Source organism: Traorella sp. mt218 (assembly GCF_055420025.1).
Genome location: NZ_JBVAYM010000035.1, coordinates 1 through 15,719 on the forward strand (window position 1 = coordinate 1; position 15,719 = coordinate 15,719).

General features: G+C 39.3%; 21 protein-coding genes and 1 other annotated feature. Of the genes, 18 read left to right on the plus strand and 3 right to left on the minus strand.

Features of this window, described 5'->3' with window-relative positions:
- Positions 1 to 60: 60 nt before the first annotated feature.
- Positions 61 to 921 (minus strand): arginase, encoded by an 861-nt coding sequence (locus tag ACZYT3_RS12045; RefSeq protein ID WP_464088826.1) that lies wholly within the window; start codon positions 919 to 921, stop codon positions 61 to 63.
- Between the two features lie 129 nt (positions 922 to 1,050).
- Between ACZYT3_RS12045 and ACZYT3_RS12050 the strand changes: the two genes are divergently transcribed.
- From ACZYT3_RS12050 to ACZYT3_RS12075, 6 genes are all read left to right on the plus strand, one after another.
- Entirely contained in the window at positions 1,051 to 1,986 is a 936-nt protein-coding gene (locus ACZYT3_RS12050; RefSeq protein ID WP_464088827.1) for a tyrosine-protein phosphatase, read from the plus strand.
- Positions 1,979 to 2,773 carry a Cof-type HAD-IIB family hydrolase gene (locus ACZYT3_RS12055; RefSeq protein WP_464088828.1) on the plus strand — a complete coding sequence of 265 codons (795 nt, stop codon included), beginning with the start codon at positions 1,979 to 1,981 and terminating at the stop codon, positions 2,771 to 2,773. The genes ACZYT3_RS12050 and ACZYT3_RS12055 overlap by 8 nt, the downstream gene beginning before the upstream one ends.
- 196 nt (positions 2,774 to 2,969) lie before the next feature.
- Positions 2,970 to 3,143, plus strand: a complete 174-nt coding sequence (locus ACZYT3_RS12060) for a hypothetical protein (protein WP_464088829.1) — start codon at positions 2,970 to 2,972, stop codon at positions 3,141 to 3,143.
- Between the two features lie 19 nt (positions 3,144 to 3,162).
- Positions 3,163 to 3,747, plus strand: a complete 585-nt coding sequence (gene rdgB / locus ACZYT3_RS12065) for an RdgB/HAM1 family non-canonical purine NTP pyrophosphatase (protein WP_294561098.1) — start codon at positions 3,163 to 3,165, stop codon at positions 3,745 to 3,747.
- A gap of 1 nt (position 3,748) precedes the next feature.
- Positions 3,749 to 4,249: a tRNA (cytidine(34)-2'-O)-methyltransferase gene (locus tag ACZYT3_RS12070; protein WP_294561099.1), complete on the plus strand. Its 501-nt coding sequence runs from the start codon at positions 3,749 to 3,751 to the stop codon at positions 4,247 to 4,249.
- A 227-nt stretch (positions 4,250 to 4,476) separates the two neighbouring features.
- Positions 4,477 to 4,773: a hypothetical protein gene (locus tag ACZYT3_RS12075; RefSeq protein WP_464088830.1), complete on the plus strand. Its 297-nt coding sequence runs from the start codon at positions 4,477 to 4,479 to the stop codon at positions 4,771 to 4,773.
- Positions 4,774 to 4,800: 27 nt separating this feature from the next.
- Here ACZYT3_RS12075 and ACZYT3_RS12080 read toward each other — a convergent pair whose 3' ends face one another.
- On the minus strand, positions 4,801 to 5,046 hold the full coding sequence (locus tag ACZYT3_RS12080; RefSeq protein WP_464088831.1) for a DUF3892 domain-containing protein: 246 nt from the start codon (positions 5,044 to 5,046) through the stop codon (positions 4,801 to 4,803).
- Positions 5,047 to 5,154: 108 nt separating this feature from the next.
- Between ACZYT3_RS12080 and ACZYT3_RS12085 the strand changes: the two genes are divergently transcribed.
- The 11 genes from ACZYT3_RS12085 (at position 5,155) to ACZYT3_RS12135 (ending at position 13,651) form a co-directional block, all read left to right on the plus strand.
- Positions 5,155 to 5,301, plus strand: a complete 147-nt coding sequence (locus ACZYT3_RS12085) for a hypothetical protein (RefSeq protein WP_294561102.1) — start codon at positions 5,155 to 5,157, stop codon at positions 5,299 to 5,301.
- Between the two features lie 10 nt (positions 5,302 to 5,311).
- A complete protein-coding gene (locus tag ACZYT3_RS12090) occupies positions 5,312 to 5,761 on the plus strand; it encodes a RidA family protein (RefSeq protein ID WP_464088832.1) in 450 nt (149 codons plus the stop codon).
- Between the two features lie 37 nt (positions 5,762 to 5,798).
- Positions 5,799 to 6,302: a competence protein ComK gene (locus ACZYT3_RS12095; protein WP_464088833.1), complete on the plus strand. Its 504-nt coding sequence runs from the start codon at positions 5,799 to 5,801 to the stop codon at positions 6,300 to 6,302.
- Between the two features lie 15 nt (positions 6,303 to 6,317).
- Positions 6,318 to 7,181 (plus strand): YitT family protein, encoded by an 864-nt coding sequence (locus tag ACZYT3_RS12100; RefSeq protein WP_294561105.1) that lies wholly within the window; start codon positions 6,318 to 6,320, stop codon positions 7,179 to 7,181.
- Between the two features lie 130 nt (positions 7,182 to 7,311).
- A complete protein-coding gene (gene ftsW, locus ACZYT3_RS12105) occupies positions 7,312 to 8,397 on the plus strand; it encodes a putative lipid II flippase FtsW (protein ID WP_464088834.1) in 1,086 nt (361 codons plus the stop codon).
- Positions 8,398 to 8,453: 56 nt separating this feature from the next.
- Positions 8,454 to 8,651, plus strand: coding sequence for a DUF378 domain-containing protein (locus ACZYT3_RS12110; protein WP_294561107.1), 198 nt, complete (start codon positions 8,454 to 8,456; stop codon positions 8,649 to 8,651).
- A gap of 201 nt (positions 8,652 to 8,852) precedes the next feature.
- Entirely contained in the window at positions 8,853 to 9,926 is a 1,074-nt protein-coding gene (gene murG / locus ACZYT3_RS12115; protein WP_464088835.1) for an undecaprenyldiphospho-muramoylpentapeptide beta-N-acetylglucosaminyltransferase, read from the plus strand.
- Positions 9,927 to 9,931: 5 nt separating this feature from the next.
- Positions 9,932 to 10,840 carry a UDP-N-acetylmuramate dehydrogenase gene (gene murB, locus ACZYT3_RS12120; protein WP_294561109.1) on the plus strand — a complete coding sequence of 303 codons (909 nt, stop codon included), beginning with the start codon at positions 9,932 to 9,934 and terminating at the stop codon, positions 10,838 to 10,840.
- On the plus strand, positions 10,822 to 11,601 hold the full coding sequence (locus tag ACZYT3_RS12125; RefSeq protein WP_464088836.1) for a cell division protein FtsQ/DivIB: 780 nt from the start codon (positions 10,822 to 10,824) through the stop codon (positions 11,599 to 11,601). The genes murB and ACZYT3_RS12125 overlap by 19 nt, the downstream gene beginning before the upstream one ends.
- 54 nt (positions 11,602 to 11,655) lie before the next feature.
- The gene (locus ACZYT3_RS12130; RefSeq protein ID WP_294561111.1) at positions 11,656 to 12,015 is read left to right on the plus strand and encodes an Asp23/Gls24 family envelope stress response protein; all 360 of its coding nucleotides are present in this window, start codon (positions 11,656 to 11,658) and stop codon (positions 12,013 to 12,015) included.
- A 7-nt stretch (positions 12,016 to 12,022) separates the two neighbouring features.
- Positions 12,023 to 13,651, plus strand: a complete 1,629-nt coding sequence (locus ACZYT3_RS12135) for a DAK2 domain-containing protein (protein ID WP_294561112.1) — start codon at positions 12,023 to 12,025, stop codon at positions 13,649 to 13,651.
- A 206-nt stretch (positions 13,652 to 13,857) separates the two neighbouring features.
- Here the strand turns inward: ACZYT3_RS12135 and trpS are convergent, their stop codons facing one another.
- Positions 13,858 to 14,847: a tryptophan--tRNA ligase gene (gene trpS / locus ACZYT3_RS12140; RefSeq protein WP_294561113.1), complete on the minus strand. Its 990-nt coding sequence runs from the start codon at positions 14,845 to 14,847 to the stop codon at positions 13,858 to 13,860.
- A gap of 32 nt (positions 14,848 to 14,879) precedes the next feature.
- Positions 14,880 to 15,077: a binding site (T-box leader), on the minus strand.
- A 95-nt stretch (positions 15,078 to 15,172) separates the two neighbouring features.
- Between trpS and spx the strand changes: the two genes are divergently transcribed.
- Entirely contained in the window at positions 15,173 to 15,610 is a 438-nt protein-coding gene (gene spx / locus ACZYT3_RS12145; protein WP_464088837.1) for a transcriptional regulator Spx, read from the plus strand.
- Positions 15,611 to 15,719 lie beyond the last annotated feature (109 nt).

The window sequence follows — 15,719 nt, forward strand, 5'->3', positions numbered from 1 at the left end:
AAATGAAATGGTTAAGGATTGAATAATAGGGAAGAAAATAAAAGGCACAAAAAAAGTGCGTCATCCGCACTTCTTCTCTAATAATTTTTTCATATCCTCGATTAATTGAATCGTAAATTTAGCTGTGATATCTTCCTTATCATGAACTGTATTGTATTCGACGATATCCATGGACGATACCGGTAAACGATTGATGAATTCACTTAATACCTGATAAGCTTCCTCAATCGTAAAACCATCTTTTACAGGTACGGAAACGCCCGGTAAAAGCTTTGGATTCACAGAATCGATATCAAAACTTACATGTACATGTTTAAGATGGGACAGATAATCAACACATTCCTTCAAACAGAAATCCAAGCCTTTATCCTTTACATCCTGATAGGTAAAATGCTTGATATTGAATTCCTTCAAAAACTCTGCTTCTGGTGGATCAACATCTCTCAATCCGATATAAACAACATTACTTGCTTTGATCTTAGGCTTATCATTAAGAAAGCTGGTCAAGCTTTTCTCACCCATGCCTAATAAAGCAGCCACCGGCATACCATGGATATTACCTGTTACCGTTGTCTGATCGGTATTGATATCCGTATGGGCATCCACCCAGATCAGTCCGATTTCTCCATAATGTACAGCAGCTGCCGATACCGTACCCATAGCTGCCGCATGATCACCACCGATAAATAAAGGAAAATCATTTTTCTGAAGGATCTCATGGTAGCTGTATTGCGCAATCGCATCACATGTTTTCACAATGCTATTCAAGTGTTTTAAATTTGGCAGATCTTTTTCATCAGTGATCATTTCATCCAACACTTTTAATTTCAACCCATAATTTTCTTGAAGATACTTTAAGCTTATTTTTAAGCCATCATCATTGGCCCCCATCGAAAGGGGACATCCAAACAATTGAATCATTTGATAACCTCTCTTCCAATCATATTCATTATTATATAGTATTTCGTCATGATTTCAATAAAATTAAATTTAAAATTTATGGAATTTTTTTTACTAAAATATTATAATGGTAACAATAGGAGATTGAGTATGAAACTGGTAAAAGAAAAAGATACATTAATATTTGATCCACAAAGAGAAGGACGTTATGAGATCCACAAATTAGGAGAACAGACAACGATTATTCATGACGGAAAACTTGCTTTAAACGAAACAGAGCTCCATCCTATTTATGAAGTTTGCTTTGATGATGAAACAAGAGCGGTCGGTGAAACACTGATCACAGATATAGATATCTTGAATTTTAGAGATATCGGCGGTTTTGTGAATGAAGATGGCTGTCAGGTGAAATATGGCTGTTTTTATCGAAGCTCGCCGATTCGTTTAGATACGCCGAAAAAAAAGGAGAATTTTAAGAAATTGAAAATTCAGGCAATCCTTGATTTCAGGAGTGACGATGAGGTAAGAGGTTGCCCGGATGATGTGTTGGAAGGTGTCAGCTATTATCATAGAAGTGCTATTCATGATAAAGAATATGACAGCAATTTTGATATGGGAGCTCTTTTAAAAGATGACAATGCGAATGAACTTTCTACCTATATGAAACGTATCTATGTCCAGCTTCCATTCGATAATGAAGCCTATAAAACGATGTTTGATCTGATGCTGGATAAAAAGACGCCTTTTGTTTTTCACTGCTCGGCAGGGAAGGATCGGACAGGGGTCGGTGCTTATCTGATATTAAAAACACTGGGTGTCAGTGATGATGTGATCATGGATGATTATATGATGAGCAACGTATATCTTTATGAAAGAAATAAGAGCGTGATCGCACATTACGAAGACATGCCGAAAGCCGATGAGATCTTTGGTGTCATCAAAGAAAACCTGTTATTTACCATGAAGGCCATTGCCGCTAAATATGGAGATTTCAAAACTTATCTAAAAGAAGAATATGATATTGATGAACAAAAGATCGAAATGCTGAAGGATACCTACCTTTATAAGGAAAAGGCTCATGATTAAAATGTGTGTCTTTGATGTAGATGGCACCTTATTTGATTACTACAATAATTGTGTGCATGCATCTACGATAGAAGCTTTAAAAAGGCTTCAGGAAAACGGTATTTTGATTGCAGTCGCAACCGGACGTGTTCATTACGGTCTGGGGAAAGCTTTAAATGATCTGCATTTTGATTATATTTGTGCTGTTAACGGAGCGGTTATCGCCGATTCAGATCAGCAAGTGCTCATTCGTCATGACTTTACAAGAGAAGATGTAGATCAGATCAATGAATTTGCACATCAATATGATGCCGGTTTGGCATGGAAATTTATCGATCATGTCTATATCTACCAGCATAAAGAAAAAATTGACTGGTATGAAGGGCAGGTTCACAGCGATATAGGTCTGACTCCTTTTCTTGACTGTCCCAAGCAGGACCGTCATTTGAAGGGTGATCTTCCGCAAAGTGCCAGCATCAATGCTCCACCATCAAAGATAGAAGAGGTCTTCGGTCAATCTAAACGATTATCATTTTTACGTTGTTCAGAAACCGGTTATGATGTTGTGTTAAAGGGTATGAATAAAGGAGTAGGTATTTCTGAATTGATGCGCTTGAAAGGATTTGAAAAAGAAGAAATCATGGTTGTGGGCGATAACTACAACGATCTAAGTATGTTTGAACTTGCCGCATATCGTGTTGCCATGGGGAATGCGATCAATGAAATCAAAGAAAAAGCCACGTATATTACAGCGGATTGTGCGCATGATGGGATTTATCAGGCCTGCCTGCACTATGATTTGATATGACACTCTTCGGAGTGTTTTTTTAATTGAACAAGATTAATGTGATGTTGATTGCTAGAATGATGGTGGAGGTGATGATATGATAGGTACTCGGATGTAACAGCTTCGCCGTGGCAGCAGGTTAACAAGCAGTCAGGTTGCCCGTTATCTGCATATAGATTTAAAACTCTATATATTAATAGAAAGCGGGGAAGTGACGGTGACAGGTGAGATCATAGAAAAGCTTTGTGCATTGTATGGTTGTAAAGAAAAAGTATTGTATGATGAAAACGAAAAGCTGGTTTGTCATGACATGCATGCTTTAAATGAAGCTTCTCTTGAAAAAGTGGCTGATGTAAGAAAGTTATACGCCCGTTATGTGAATGTGCTATAATACTTGCGGAGGTTTTTGTATGAAGGAAATATTGATTGCAACCAGTAATGATCATAAGGTTGAAGAATTTAAAGAAATGCTGGAGCCGTTAGGATATCAGGTAAAATCATTGAAGGACCTTCCTGAAAAGATCAAAATCGAAGAAACAGGAAAGACCTTTGAGGAAAACAGCATGATCAAAGCGATGACCCTGCATCAGGCTTTGGGATGTGCGGTCATGGCCGATGACAGCGGATTGATGGTAGATGCCCTTGATGGTGCTCCGGGTGTTTATAGTGCCCGCTTCATGGGTGAAGATACGAGCTATGATATCAAGAATCAATATATTATTGATGCTGTCAAAGGAAAAGAGCGCGGTGCACAGTTTGTCTGTGTCATCAGCTATGTTGAAAAGGATGGGACGGCTACCAGCTATAAAGGAGTCGTGCGTGGTGAAATCAATGACTGTATTCTTGGAGATAAAGGTTTTGGATATGATCCTATCTTTTATTATCCCCCATATCAGACAACCCTTGCGAATGTAAGTGAAGAGATGAAAAATGCTGTATCTCATCGCGGTATTGCTTTGCGACAATGCGTAGAATATCTGAAAGGGCGTGAATAAGATGATTCATGTTGTTTTATATGAACCGGAAATTCCTCAGAATACCGGCAATATCATGCGTACCTGTGCTGCCACCGGTGCCCATCTGCATCTGATCGAACCCTTAGGCTTTTCTTTAGATATCAAAGCAATCAGAAGAAGCGGCATGGACTATATTTCAAATTGTGATTATCGTGTCTATCAAAATTGGGAAGAATTTGTGGAACAGAATCCCAGCGACCACTATTATTACTTGACACGTTATGGAAAGAAAGCACCTGGTGAATTTGACTTTACGCAGGATAAGGACCATTACTTCATCCTGGGAAAAGAAAGTACCGGGATTCCTCTTGAAATATTACGTAAGGATAAAGAACATTGCATGCGCTTGCCGATGAAGGCAGATGCCCGTTCTTTAAATTTATCCAATTGTGCAGCTATCATCGTTTATGAATGTCTGCGTCAACTGGATTATCCTGGATTAAGCCGTGTAGAGGTCATCAAGGGTGAAGACTGGCTATAAAAAAACCGGATATATTTTTTGATAGCTATGAAAAATGAAGGCTTGCAGTATCGTTGATCTATTTATTTTGTTCATTGATCTTTATATCCATATCTTACTGGTCTGTGATTTGATCAATTCAATTATGAACAGGTTTTTTCACTTGCTGATCGATAAAGCGTCCAACATGCTTTCTTTGGCAGATGTGCTTTGCTTGTTCTGGCCATTTTTCAGATATCAAAGATATCATGATCCAGATGTTTTTTTCACTTCATATCTATGAAGGGATCTATTTTCTAGAAAGTTTATTATTTTTGTTTGCCGGAAATAAAATAAATGCTGTTGGAAACATGGCTGCATTGCTGTGTATCATCTTTGTTTTTGGTATTAGCTATATACATCAGGCGTCTTCAGTGGATCAGTTAATAACGATTGTTCGCTATGCAGGCATCATGACCATTCTGATCTTTGTTTTCAATTTGATTTTTCTTATCATTCGTATCATATTTGATATACAAAGATATCATCAGTGTTTTATCAATTAAAAAGAGGGGCCACAGCCCCTCTTGGTTTTAGAACTCTTTTAATTTGGAAAGATTTGTATTTTCATCTCCGTCGTTAACGCCACGGATATGACGAGCGCCATCTCTTCCTGTAAAAGGCAGGGCATTGGCGATATTGCCGGCTTCTACAGCTTCTAAAGCCTGTTCATAGTCATACACTTTGCCAGAACTTGTCTTAAATTCTTTTAATGTGCCATCACTATTTTTGCGAACAGCTACAAACTTTTCTGTTTTGTTTTCAGATTTTGTTTTCATTAACTTTCCTCCTGATGTTATTGTCGTACGAAACTACATCATTATGCACTTCAAAATATGGAAATCTGGTGCAAGTTTGTGTATAATACTAGCGAGTGAGGTAATGTTATGAGTGAAAACTTAAGTGATTTCTTATCAATATTGATCTTGCTGTGTGTTCCTGTCTTATTTCTGGTTGTTTTTTTGAGAAGCTTGTTTCATCATAAGAAAACTAAAAAGAAAGAGAGAATAGGAAAATATTACCCGGAGTGGTAGAGGAGAAATTATGTTTATTAAATCTTTTGAAGCAGAAAACGGTCCTGCAGCAATCGGCCCTTATTCACCTGCCGTTAAATTAGGTGATTTTGTTTATGTCAGCGGTCAGCTGCCTATCAATGAAAACAATGAGATCGATGAAACGATCGAGCTTCAGACAAAGGCATGTCTGGAAAATATGAAGCGTCTTCTGGCTGCACAGAATCTGGAATTGCGCCATGTTGTGAAAACAACGGTATTTATGACTGATTTAGGTGATTTTGATAAGTTTAATGAAGTATATGCACAGTATTTTGAAAAGCCATATCCGGCAAGAAGCTGTGTTCAGGTAGCGGCGCTGCCTAAAAATGCCAAGGTTGAAATTGAAGCGTTAGTGATTGATACGCTTGTTTATGAAGCTAATATGTCAAACCAGTCCTGTTCGGGATGCCATGGGTCTGACTGCTCAGACTGCCGCTAGAATGTGAGCTTTCCCTGAATCAGGAGGAAGGATGAGTATGACGCATATTTTTATGATCATGGGAAATGAAAACGGATGTGAAATTATCTATACACAGAACCATGAGGTGAAGATCATGAAATCAAAGTGCAGGGTCAATAAGATGGTGTATCAGATGGCTCATGCCTACTATCGTCCTGTTTTACCGACACTGAAGCTGATCAAGAAGATACATGGGTATAGTCAAAAAGTACCTGTGCTTATCGAATATGATCGCCTCTTGCTTTTCCCTACTATCAGTATGAAAGATCCGTCATGCTGCTGGATCAATTATTATTGTGTGGCAGATATCAAAGGAAATAAAGAGAAAACAACGATCTTTTTCGGAGAATATTCTATCGTTCAGAAAAAATACACACAGTGCTGGAGCTGTGTTTTGCCGATTGATAAGAGAGTGATCAGAAAGCAGCTGCAGCGCTGTCATGAAATTCATTCTCAATTCAGAAAGGATAGGATCATTGAATTGGTAGAAAAAGAGATCCATTCAAAAACAAATGTTTAAATGCAGGAGATAGATATGGATAATAAAAGGTTCAAAACTTTATTTTTCAGAATTTTTTACATATGTCTTGGCAGTCTGATCATGGCGGCCAATATCAAAATCATCGTAAGAGCCGGTAATCTGTTCCCGGGTGGTTTTTCTGGATTGACGGTGTTGATCCAGCGCTCATTTGAAACGTTTGCAGGGATTGAAATTCCTTATTCTATTTTAAACTATACGTTGAATTTTTTCCCGGCATTGGTTGGCTTTAAGATGGTAGGCAAGAAGTTTACGCTGTATTCATGCGGTGTCATCGCACTTTCGGGATTTCTGGTCGATGTCATTCCACAGCGGACGGTGACGATCGATCCACTTCTGATCGCAGTGTTTGGCGGTATCTTAAATGGAACATCCATAGGGCTTACGCTAAAAGGGGGCGCCAGCTCCGGAGGTACTGACTTTTTGGCGATGTATATCTCAAAACGCTTTGACACGGAGAGCTGGAATTATGTGCTGGGCTTCAATGTGATCATGCTGGTAGTGGCAGGTGCTTTGTTTGGCTGGGATACAGCCCTGTATTCGATCATCTTCCAGTTTGTTTCGACACAGGTCGTAAATATGCTTCATGTGAAATATAAAAAAGTGACGTTGAATATCATGACAACCAAAGCGGATGAGCTTGAAGAGAAACTTTTGGTCTATACGCATCACGGTGTTACCCGTTTTGAGGGAATTGGCTGTTATCTGAAGGAAAATGTAACGATGCTTTATACGGTTGTTTCAAATGAACAGCTCAAGGCTGTTATGAAGCTGGTTCATGAAATTGATGAGCATGCTTTTGTTAATGTCATCAAGACGCAGACGCTGGAAGGAAGATTCTGGCAGGAACCTATTGAATAAGAAGGATTGTAGAAGAAACAGTCCTTTTTTTTATGTTTTTTTAGTGTTATAAAAGCTTTTGTTCATGTCAGGTTTTGATCATGAAATCATTTTCCTGCTCCTGGAAGAATATAATAGGATGAGGTGACTTGTGTTCCGGAAAAAGACGGTTTTTTTTACGCTTCTTGTTTTTGCTGTGATGCTTTTGGGATTAATGGAGGTTTACAGTGCCTCACTGATGTGGGCACAGTTCAAATATCAAGATGGTGCTTATTTTATCAAACGACAAATCATTTTCGCATGTATTGGTGGTATCGGTTATGTAATAGCGGCACAGATTCATTTAAAAAAGATAGAAAAATATCATCGCTGGATCATGGCACTGACATTAGCAGCAATGGTACTGGTGCTGATTCCGGGCATTGGAGTAGAACGTAATGGGTCACGCAGCTGGTTTAAGTTAGCCAGCTTGTATATACAGCCATCAGAGTTTTTAAAATTTGCGATGATCCTTACTAGTGCACATTATTTATCAAAGAAAAAAAGAATATCTTCTTTTGTCAAAGATTTATTTCCGCTTCTGTTATTGGTTTTAGGTGGTTTTGGACTGATCATGCTGCAGCCGGATTTCGGTAGCGGAATCGTCATGCTTTGCAGCATCGTTGTCATGGTCTTTGTTGCCGGTTGTCCCTATTCTTATTTTATCAAAGGAGGCATCATGGGAATCGGTGCATTAGCTGCCTTGATTCTTTCAGCTCCTTATCGCTTAGAGAGGATCACCTCATTTTTAGACCCATGGAAGGATCCTTTAGGCAGCGGCTTTCAAATGATCCAGTCGCTTTATGCCATTGCTCCGGGAGGATTGTTAGGCAGGGGCTTTAATACATCGATTCAGAAACAGTTTTATCTGCCGGAGCCGCAAACCGATTTTATCTTTTCTATCTTTGCGGAAGAATTTGGTTTTATTGGCGGTGCAGTTTTGATCTTCATGTTTTTTTTGATCGTTTATAAGGGTGTTGAAATCTGTATCCATGCCGATTCATCTTTTGAAGGATATGTGGGAATCGGAATGATCTCATTGTTTGCCATTCAGGTCGGAATCAATCTCGGTGTCGTCGTAGGAGCGTTTCCTGTCACCGGTATCACATTGCCCTTATTCTCTTATGGGGGAAGCTCACTTGTGGTGATGATGACGATGCTGGGATTTGTTTCAGGAATTTCTCATCATAAAAAGTAATTAATGGTTTTGAATAAAGTTTGCTTGCAGGGATAGACTATGATTAAGGAGAACTTATGGAAACAATACAAAAAAGCTGTTTGGTTTTAACGGTAATCGGTGCCATTAACTGGGGATTGATCGGAATTCTTAATTTAAATCTAGTAACTCTTCTTTTCTCAGATAGCTTGCTTACAAACATTATCTATGTTTTGATCGGAGTAAGCGGAATTGTAAATATCGGGGTTTTATTTAGTCATATCCGAACGGAATAGACTTCATGAAAAAGCGTTTTCTAAGGGATCAAAAAGATTTATTCTTTTTGATCCTTTAAATTTATGATTAGATATAGTTAGAATTTTATTTTGAACGAAAAGTGATTTTTAATAGTATAAGGAAGATACAGGGATTGATTTCAGGAATTTCTCATTCAAAAATGTGATAACACGTGCTATAATACACAAGAGGTGTATTTCATGAGGATTTTGATTGCGACAGGAGGTACAGGCGGACATATCTATCCGGCACTGGCTTTGGCAGATGCTGCTAAGAATCGGTATGCAGACTGTGAAATACTTTTTGTAGGAAATAAGAATCGAATGGAATCGAAGGAGATTCCCCAGCATGGCTATCGTTTTATCGGATTGGAAGCGAGCGGGCTGAGCGGCAGTATTTTAAATAAGCTGAAGGCACTGGGGCAGATGAGCACTTCCTATGTGAAGGCTTTAAAAATCGTAAAAGATTTCAAGCCGGATATTGCGATTGGTTTTGGCGGATATGTCAGTGCGCCAGTCATGATGGCTGCTCATAGCAGGAAGGTGAAGACGATGCTGCATGAGCAAAATTCCATCGTTGGCAAGGCAAATAAGCTGTGCATGAAATTTGCAGATGCAATTGTTATCTGTTACGAGAAATGCTTTGATGAATGTGACCGAAGCAAGACAAGGCTTTTAGGAAATCCAAGAGCCAGTATCGTGAAAAAGCATCCTTTTAATCAGGAATATTATAACTCATTAGGTTTAGATCCCTCTAAACCGCTGCTTTTGGTTGTGATGGGCTCATTAGGTTCTACAAGCGTGAATGAAGCGATGATACAGGCTTTGCCGGAAATTGATCCGAAAAATCAGATTCTTTTTGTGTGCGGCCGGGGAAACTATGAAACCGTCAGCAAAGCGATTGCATGCGATAATATCAAAGTGGTGGAATATGTCGATCAATTGGCGATCCTTGAAAAAGTGGATTGCATCATTTGCCGGGCAGGTGCCACGACGGCAGCTGAAATTACGGCTTTTGGTATTCCGAGCATCCTGATTCCATCGCCGTATGTTGCAAACAATCATCAGTTTTATAATGCCAGCGTCCTTGTTGAAAAGAAATGTGCCTTTATGATCGAAGAAAAAGATTTAAATGCAAATACGTTGTTTGAAAAAGTGTCGCGTATATTAAAAAATGAACGTCTGAAAAATGAAATGAAGAAGAATGCGAAAGCGGCAGGATTTCCAAATGCCAGTGATGACATGCTGGATTGGATAGAAGAATTGGTAGGGTGAAAAGAATGAATGAATGGATCAGCCATTTAAATGAATATTGTGATGTTTTAGAAAATGAGCCGTTGGCTCTGCATACGACATATAAAGTAGGAGGAAAGGCCCGTTACTTTGTATATCCGAAAAATGAGATTGCTTTGATGCGTCTTTTGAAAGATGCGAAAGAAAATCAGATCGAAACGAAGATCATTGGCAAAGGAAGTAATTTATTAGTCAGTGATGATGATTATGAAGGCATGGTCATTTGTCTGGACAGATATTTTAATGAAGTCGTTTTTGAAAAGAATAAGGTCAGCGCTTATGCGGGGCAGAGCATCATCTATCTTTCGCATGAAGCAATGAAAAGAGGACTTAGCGGTCTTGAATTTGCCAGCGGGATTCCGGGAACGGTAGGCGGTGCCTGCTTTATGAATGCCGGTGCTTATAAGAGTGCGATGAAGGATGTCGTTGAAGCGGTCTGGGTGCTTAAGGAAGGTAACTGTGTGTGGATGAGCGTTGAGGAATGTGAATTTTCTTATCGCAGCAGTATCTTTAAAAAACATCCTGACTGGGTCATCTTAGCTGTACGATTCCATCTGACGCCAAAGGATCCGCTTGAGATCAAAGAGCTGATGGATAGTCGTCGTGAACGACGAATGGCTTCACAGCCTTTAGACAAGCCGAGTGCCGGAAGCGTATTTAAAAATCCGGAAGAGATGCCTGCCTGGAAGTATATCGAAGAGAGCGGATTGCGGGGAAAGAGCATCAATGGTGCAAAGGTAAGTGAGAAGCATGCTAACTTTATCGTGAATGAGAAGGAAGCAAAAGCACAGGATATCTATGATCTGATAGAGCTGATTCAAAAATCTGTCTATGAGAAATTTAATGTTTTTCTGAAAGCAGAAGTGGAGTGTTTTAATTGGAAGAGAAGATCTTAAGCATTGAGGAAAAACTACTTCGGCAAGCAGAAAGAAAACGCCGAAAAAAAAGAAAACGAAAACTGATACGGCTCGTTTTTCTTTTATGTGCCTTGTGTCTTTTGGTTTTCTATCTTCTCAGTGATATGTCAAAGGTCAAATCGTTCACCGTGTTGAACAATACCTATTATTCAGATGAACAGATCTTAGAAAAGGCCCATTTGGATTATAACTCTTCTTATCTGCTGACCATACGTTTTTGGGTCAACCATCTTCTAAAGCAGGATCCTTTAATCAAATCCGCTTCCTTAAGCAAGGATCTTCAAGGAGGCTTTACGATTACTATCGAAGAGGAAAAGGTGATCGGTTATTTAAGCAGCGATCCTTCACAGGTTCTGATACAGGGTGTCGGAATTCAGACGATCCATGACATTGAGCTTCAAAATGTGCCGCGGATCGGTGCGTTTACAGATGATCAGCTGCAATTGCTCGATGATGCCTTTGAGGATGTGGATACGGAGGTCTTAGCTATGGTGAGTGAGATCTTACCGCATTCGGAAAGCTATAATGCGAATATGGTGCGGATCGTCATGAATGATGGCAATCGGATCACGACCAGCTATAATGGCATTCATTTATTAAATAGTTATAAAAAGATCTTGCCGCAGCTGGAAGGGACACATGTCTGTCTTTTCATGGATGAATATAGTGGAAATATCATTAAGCAAAATACGGATTGTGTAAATTCTTCAGGTGAAGAAAATCCACAAAATAATGAGTAAACTTTGCCTTTACATGATAAATGGTTTATAATGATATAAAATGGAGGAATTTGTATGTCTATTTCAAAGAGTACGCAGTATGGAAATATCAATATTTCGATAGAAGCGATTGCATCACTGGCAGGTGGAGTCGTTACTGAATGTTATGGCGTAGTCGGTATGGCAAGCCAGAAAGTATTTCAGGATGGATTAGCTGAGATTTTGAAAAAAGAAAATTATTCAAGAGGAGTTATCGTTCATGAAAATGAAGGACATCTTGATCTGGATCTATATATTATTGTAAGTCATGGCGTTAAGATCAGTGAAGTCGTTCATGAAGTACAGAAGAAAGTAAAATATGTTTTAGAGAAATCGCTTGAACTTGAATTCGGCAATATCAATATTTATGTTCAAGGCGTTAAGATGATGAAATAGGTGGATTATGGAAAAGATAGATGCTTTAACATTTAAAAGAATGATTGAAAATGGTGCCATCCATTTAGGCAATCACTATACGGATATTGATGCTTTGAATGTATTTCCGGTACCTGATGGTGATACGGGAACGAATATGTCTATGACATTCTCAGCAGGTGTCAAGGATGCCTTGGCTTGTGGATCGGATCGTGTAGATGAGATCGCGAAAAGACTTTCCAAGGGACTTTTGATGGGTGCCAGAGGAAATTCAGGGGTGATCCTGTCACAGATCTTCAGAGGTGTTTACCAGAGTTTTGACGGAAAGAAAGATATTAGCGGATTAGAACTGGCAGAGGCTTTCGTCAATGGTTCCCGTGTGGCTTATAAAGCGGTCATGCGTCCGGTAGAGGGAACGATCTTAACGGTGATTCGTGAGTCGGCCGACTATACTTTGGCTTTTGCGACAGGCAAGGAAGATGTAACACCTTTGGAAGTATTGGAATATCTGGTGAAAGAGGCGGATGAATCTTTGAAAAGGACCCCGGAACTTTTACCGGTATTGAAAGAAGTAGGTGTTGTCGATAGCGGCGGTGCAGGTCTTCTTTTAGTGCTTCAGGGCTTTGCGATGGCCTTGCGGGGCGAATTTTTGGAAAAAAGTGAAGCCGCTGCTGTTGAAGGTGCGCAGAGTGCTGTGGAAAGTGAAGAATTCGGCTATTGTACTGAGTTTATCATTCAGTTAAGCGATCAGGGCATGAAGACTTTCAAGGAAGATGCATTGAAAGAATCCTTGTCACGAATCGGTAATTCATTGGTGGTCGTTCAGGATGATGATATCGTCAAGGTGCATGTCCATACACTGACACCGGGGGATGCTTTGAATCTCGGACAGCGCTATGGTGAATTTTTAAAGCTGAAGATTGAAAATATGTCTGTCCAGCATGAAAATATCATGGTGAATGCACAGGAAGAGTTTAAGGATCATCCGGAAAAAGAATATGCCATCATTACGGTTGCGGCCGGTGAAGGATTAAGCAATGTCTTTAAAGAACTCAGAGCCGATGTCGTGATCAGCGGTGGCCAGACGATGAATCCTTCTACGGAAGATTTTGTAGAAGCTATCAATTCATGTAATGCACGTCATATCTTTGTTTTACCGAATAACTCGAATATCGTACTGGCAGCGCAGCAGGCTGAAAGCATCTGTGATGCGGATCAGGTCGAAGTGATCGTACTGCCAACCAAATCAATACCACAGGGGTATGCGGCATTGATCAATTTCAATCCGGAAGTAGATGCCCAGACGAATCGCGAAAATATGATGGCAGCTGTTGAGCATGTAAAGACAGGTCAGGTAACCTTCGCAATCAAGGATACGACTTATGAGGGACTGGAAATCAAGGAAAATGAATATATGGGTATCAAAGAAAAGGATATCATCGTATCGCTTCCTGATAAAACAGCAAGTACCCGTTATCTGCTTTCTCATATGATCGATGAAGACAGTGAGCTGGTAACATTGTTTACAGGTGAAGATGTCAGCGAAGAAGAATGCAGTGAGATCGAAGCTTATCTTGAGGAGCATTATCCGGATGTGGAAGTAGAAGTCATAGACGGCGGACAACCGGTGTATTCATTTATTATTAGCGTAGAATAAGAAAAGATATACCCTCTTTACCGGATAACCGGTAGGGAGGGTTTTTATGTATGACAAAAAGGTGTCGATAAACCGGCAAGTGATTTATTTAGATTGTCGATGATAAGTATGATACTTTTTGATCATGGAAAAGTTGCTTTCTTGCATATAAAAGAATGTTCAGAAACATAAAAAAACCTCCCTTTTATCGTAAGGGAGGTGATTGATTAGCTGAAGATCTGAAAGCCTAATTTCTTTTTAACTTTTCTTACTTTTTTAAAGGCGACAGCCTGTGCCTGCTGTTTGCCGTCGGCGAGTACACTTTCACAAATACCGCTCGCTAAAATATCACGATATTTTTCCTGCAGGTCGCTTAAGAAACTTTCAACCGTAGCACCGATTTCTTTTTTTAATTCGCCATATCCTTTACCTTGATAACGTTCTACGATTGATTCGATCGCTTCACCGCTCAAAGCTGCCTGAATCGTAAGCAGATTGGCAAGACCCGGTTGATTTTCAGGATCATATTGAATGATGCCGAGTGAATCTGTGACTGCTGACATGATTTTCTTTTTTGCGAGCTTAGGATCATCTAAGAGATAAATCGTACTTTTGTCATCATTTTCAGATTTGCTCATTTTCTTTGTCGGTTCAGTTAATGAATAAATTTTGGCTCCTACCTTTGTCACCAATGGCTCCGGAACGACGAAGGTTTCACCATAGCGGTTATTGAAACGGATGGCAATATCCCGAGTCAGTTCAACATGCTGCTTCTGGTCGATGCCTACGGGTACATAGTCAGCATCATAAAGCAAGATATCTGCTGCCATCAGACATGGATACGTAAATAAACCGGCAGTAAGATTTTGTTCTCCCTTAGCGACCTTGTCCTTATATTGGGTCATTCGCTGCAATTCTCCCATATAAGAATGGCAGGTCAGCATCCAGCCAAGCTCTGCGTGTTCATGAACATCGCTTTGGAGAAATAAGGTAACTTTTTTCGGATCAAGACCACAAGCTAAATATAGGGCAATCAGATCCTTGGTATTTTTCTTTAATTCTTTTGGATCACATGGCACGGTTATCGCATGCAGATTTGCGATAAAGATAAACATTTCATATTCATCCTGATATTTGATGAATTCACGGATTGCGCCAATATAGTTTCCCAGCGTCAATTTACCGGTTGGCTTGATGCCACTCAACATTCTTTTCATAATCACACCCTCCTAAATAAAAAAACGTCCCTTACAGGGACGTAAAAATACGCGGTACCACCCAATTTGCTCATAAGAGCCACTCTTGCGATAACGGATCTACCGTCTGCCGACTTATGCCGGCAAATGCTCCAAAACCCCAATTTCAGATACTTTTTTGTATTCCTTTCACCAGCCGGAATATCTCTGCATGATCCAAAGCACTTACTTCGTTTCTTCATAGCTTTGTCATTATGATACACTCTTTCTTTTAAAAAAACAAGTGTGAAAAAACAATTGAAATTATTTTATTATCATATATAATTAAAAGAAAGGAGGGATGTGCTTGATTATTTTATATACATCTCCGGGCTGTGCTTCCTGCAGGAAGGCAAAACAATGGCTCAAAGATAATGATTTAAAGTTTGTTGAGAAAAACATATTCACTACATTACTGAAAGAGGATGAAATCAAATATCTTTTGTCAAGAACCGAAAATGGTACAGAAGATATTATTTCAACACGTTCAAAAGTATTTCAGGAAATGGATGTAAATTTGGATGATATGGGATTGAATGAGCTTGTTCAGTTCATTCGTGAGAATCCAAGCATTATGAAAAGACCGATTATATTAAATGAAACGAATTTGGTCGTAGGTTATGATGATGATGAAATTACATCGTTTATTCCGAGCGAGGTAAGAAAAGCAGCAAGAAAGGCTTGTAATCCGAGCTGTGCCAATTATGATGTCTGTGGTTATGTGAGAAAAGAGGATGAGGACTAGAAAGCAGTGTTAACTGCTTTTTTTAATAATAATATAATAAATAATATAAAACATATAAGATATAAATATAGATAAGAATAAGCCTAAGGATAATGACTGCCATGCATGT

What these genes read in the sequence shown, in the direction of transcription:
- ACZYT3_RS12045 (WP_464088826.1), bottom strand. Translation starts at nt 921, where the DNA reads ATGATTCAATTGTTTGGATGTCCCCTTTCGATGGGGGCCAATGATGAT.
- ACZYT3_RS12050 (WP_464088827.1), top strand. Translation starts at nt 1,051, where the DNA reads ATGAAACTGGTAAAAGAAAAAGATACATTAATATTTGATCCACAAAGA.
- ACZYT3_RS12055 (WP_464088828.1), top strand. Translation starts at nt 1,979, where the DNA reads ATGATTAAAATGTGTGTCTTTGATGTAGATGGCACCTTATTTGATTAC.
- rdgB (WP_294561098.1), top strand. Translation starts at nt 3,163, where the DNA reads ATGAAGGAAATATTGATTGCAACCAGTAATGATCATAAGGTTGAAGAA.
- ACZYT3_RS12070 (WP_294561099.1), top strand. Translation starts at nt 3,749, where the DNA reads ATGATTCATGTTGTTTTATATGAACCGGAAATTCCTCAGAATACCGGC.
- ACZYT3_RS12075 (WP_464088830.1), top strand. Translation starts at nt 4,477, where the DNA reads ATGATCCAGATGTTTTTTTCACTTCATATCTATGAAGGGATCTATTTT.
- ACZYT3_RS12080 (WP_464088831.1), bottom strand. Translation starts at nt 5,046, where the DNA reads ATGAAAACAAAATCTGAAAACAAAACAGAAAAGTTTGTAGCTGTTCGC.
- ACZYT3_RS12085 (WP_294561102.1), top strand. Translation starts at nt 5,155, where the DNA reads ATGAGTGAAAACTTAAGTGATTTCTTATCAATATTGATCTTGCTGTGT.
- ACZYT3_RS12090 (WP_464088832.1), top strand. Translation starts at nt 5,312, where the DNA reads ATGTTTATTAAATCTTTTGAAGCAGAAAACGGTCCTGCAGCAATCGGC.
- ACZYT3_RS12095 (WP_464088833.1), top strand. Translation starts at nt 5,799, where the DNA reads ATGACGCATATTTTTATGATCATGGGAAATGAAAACGGATGTGAAATT.
- ACZYT3_RS12100 (WP_294561105.1), top strand. Translation starts at nt 6,318, where the DNA reads ATGGATAATAAAAGGTTCAAAACTTTATTTTTCAGAATTTTTTACATA.
- ACZYT3_RS12110 (WP_294561107.1), top strand. Translation starts at nt 8,454, where the DNA reads ATGGAAACAATACAAAAAAGCTGTTTGGTTTTAACGGTAATCGGTGCC.
- murG (WP_464088835.1), top strand. Translation starts at nt 8,853, where the DNA reads ATGAGGATTTTGATTGCGACAGGAGGTACAGGCGGACATATCTATCCG.
- murB (WP_294561109.1), top strand. Translation starts at nt 9,932, where the DNA reads ATGAATGAATGGATCAGCCATTTAAATGAATATTGTGATGTTTTAGAA.
- ACZYT3_RS12130 (WP_294561111.1), top strand. Translation starts at nt 11,656, where the DNA reads ATGTCTATTTCAAAGAGTACGCAGTATGGAAATATCAATATTTCGATA.
- ACZYT3_RS12135 (WP_294561112.1), top strand. Translation starts at nt 12,023, where the DNA reads ATGGAAAAGATAGATGCTTTAACATTTAAAAGAATGATTGAAAATGGT.
- trpS (WP_294561113.1), bottom strand. Translation starts at nt 14,847, where the DNA reads ATGAAAAGAATGTTGAGTGGCATCAAGCCAACCGGTAAATTGACGCTG.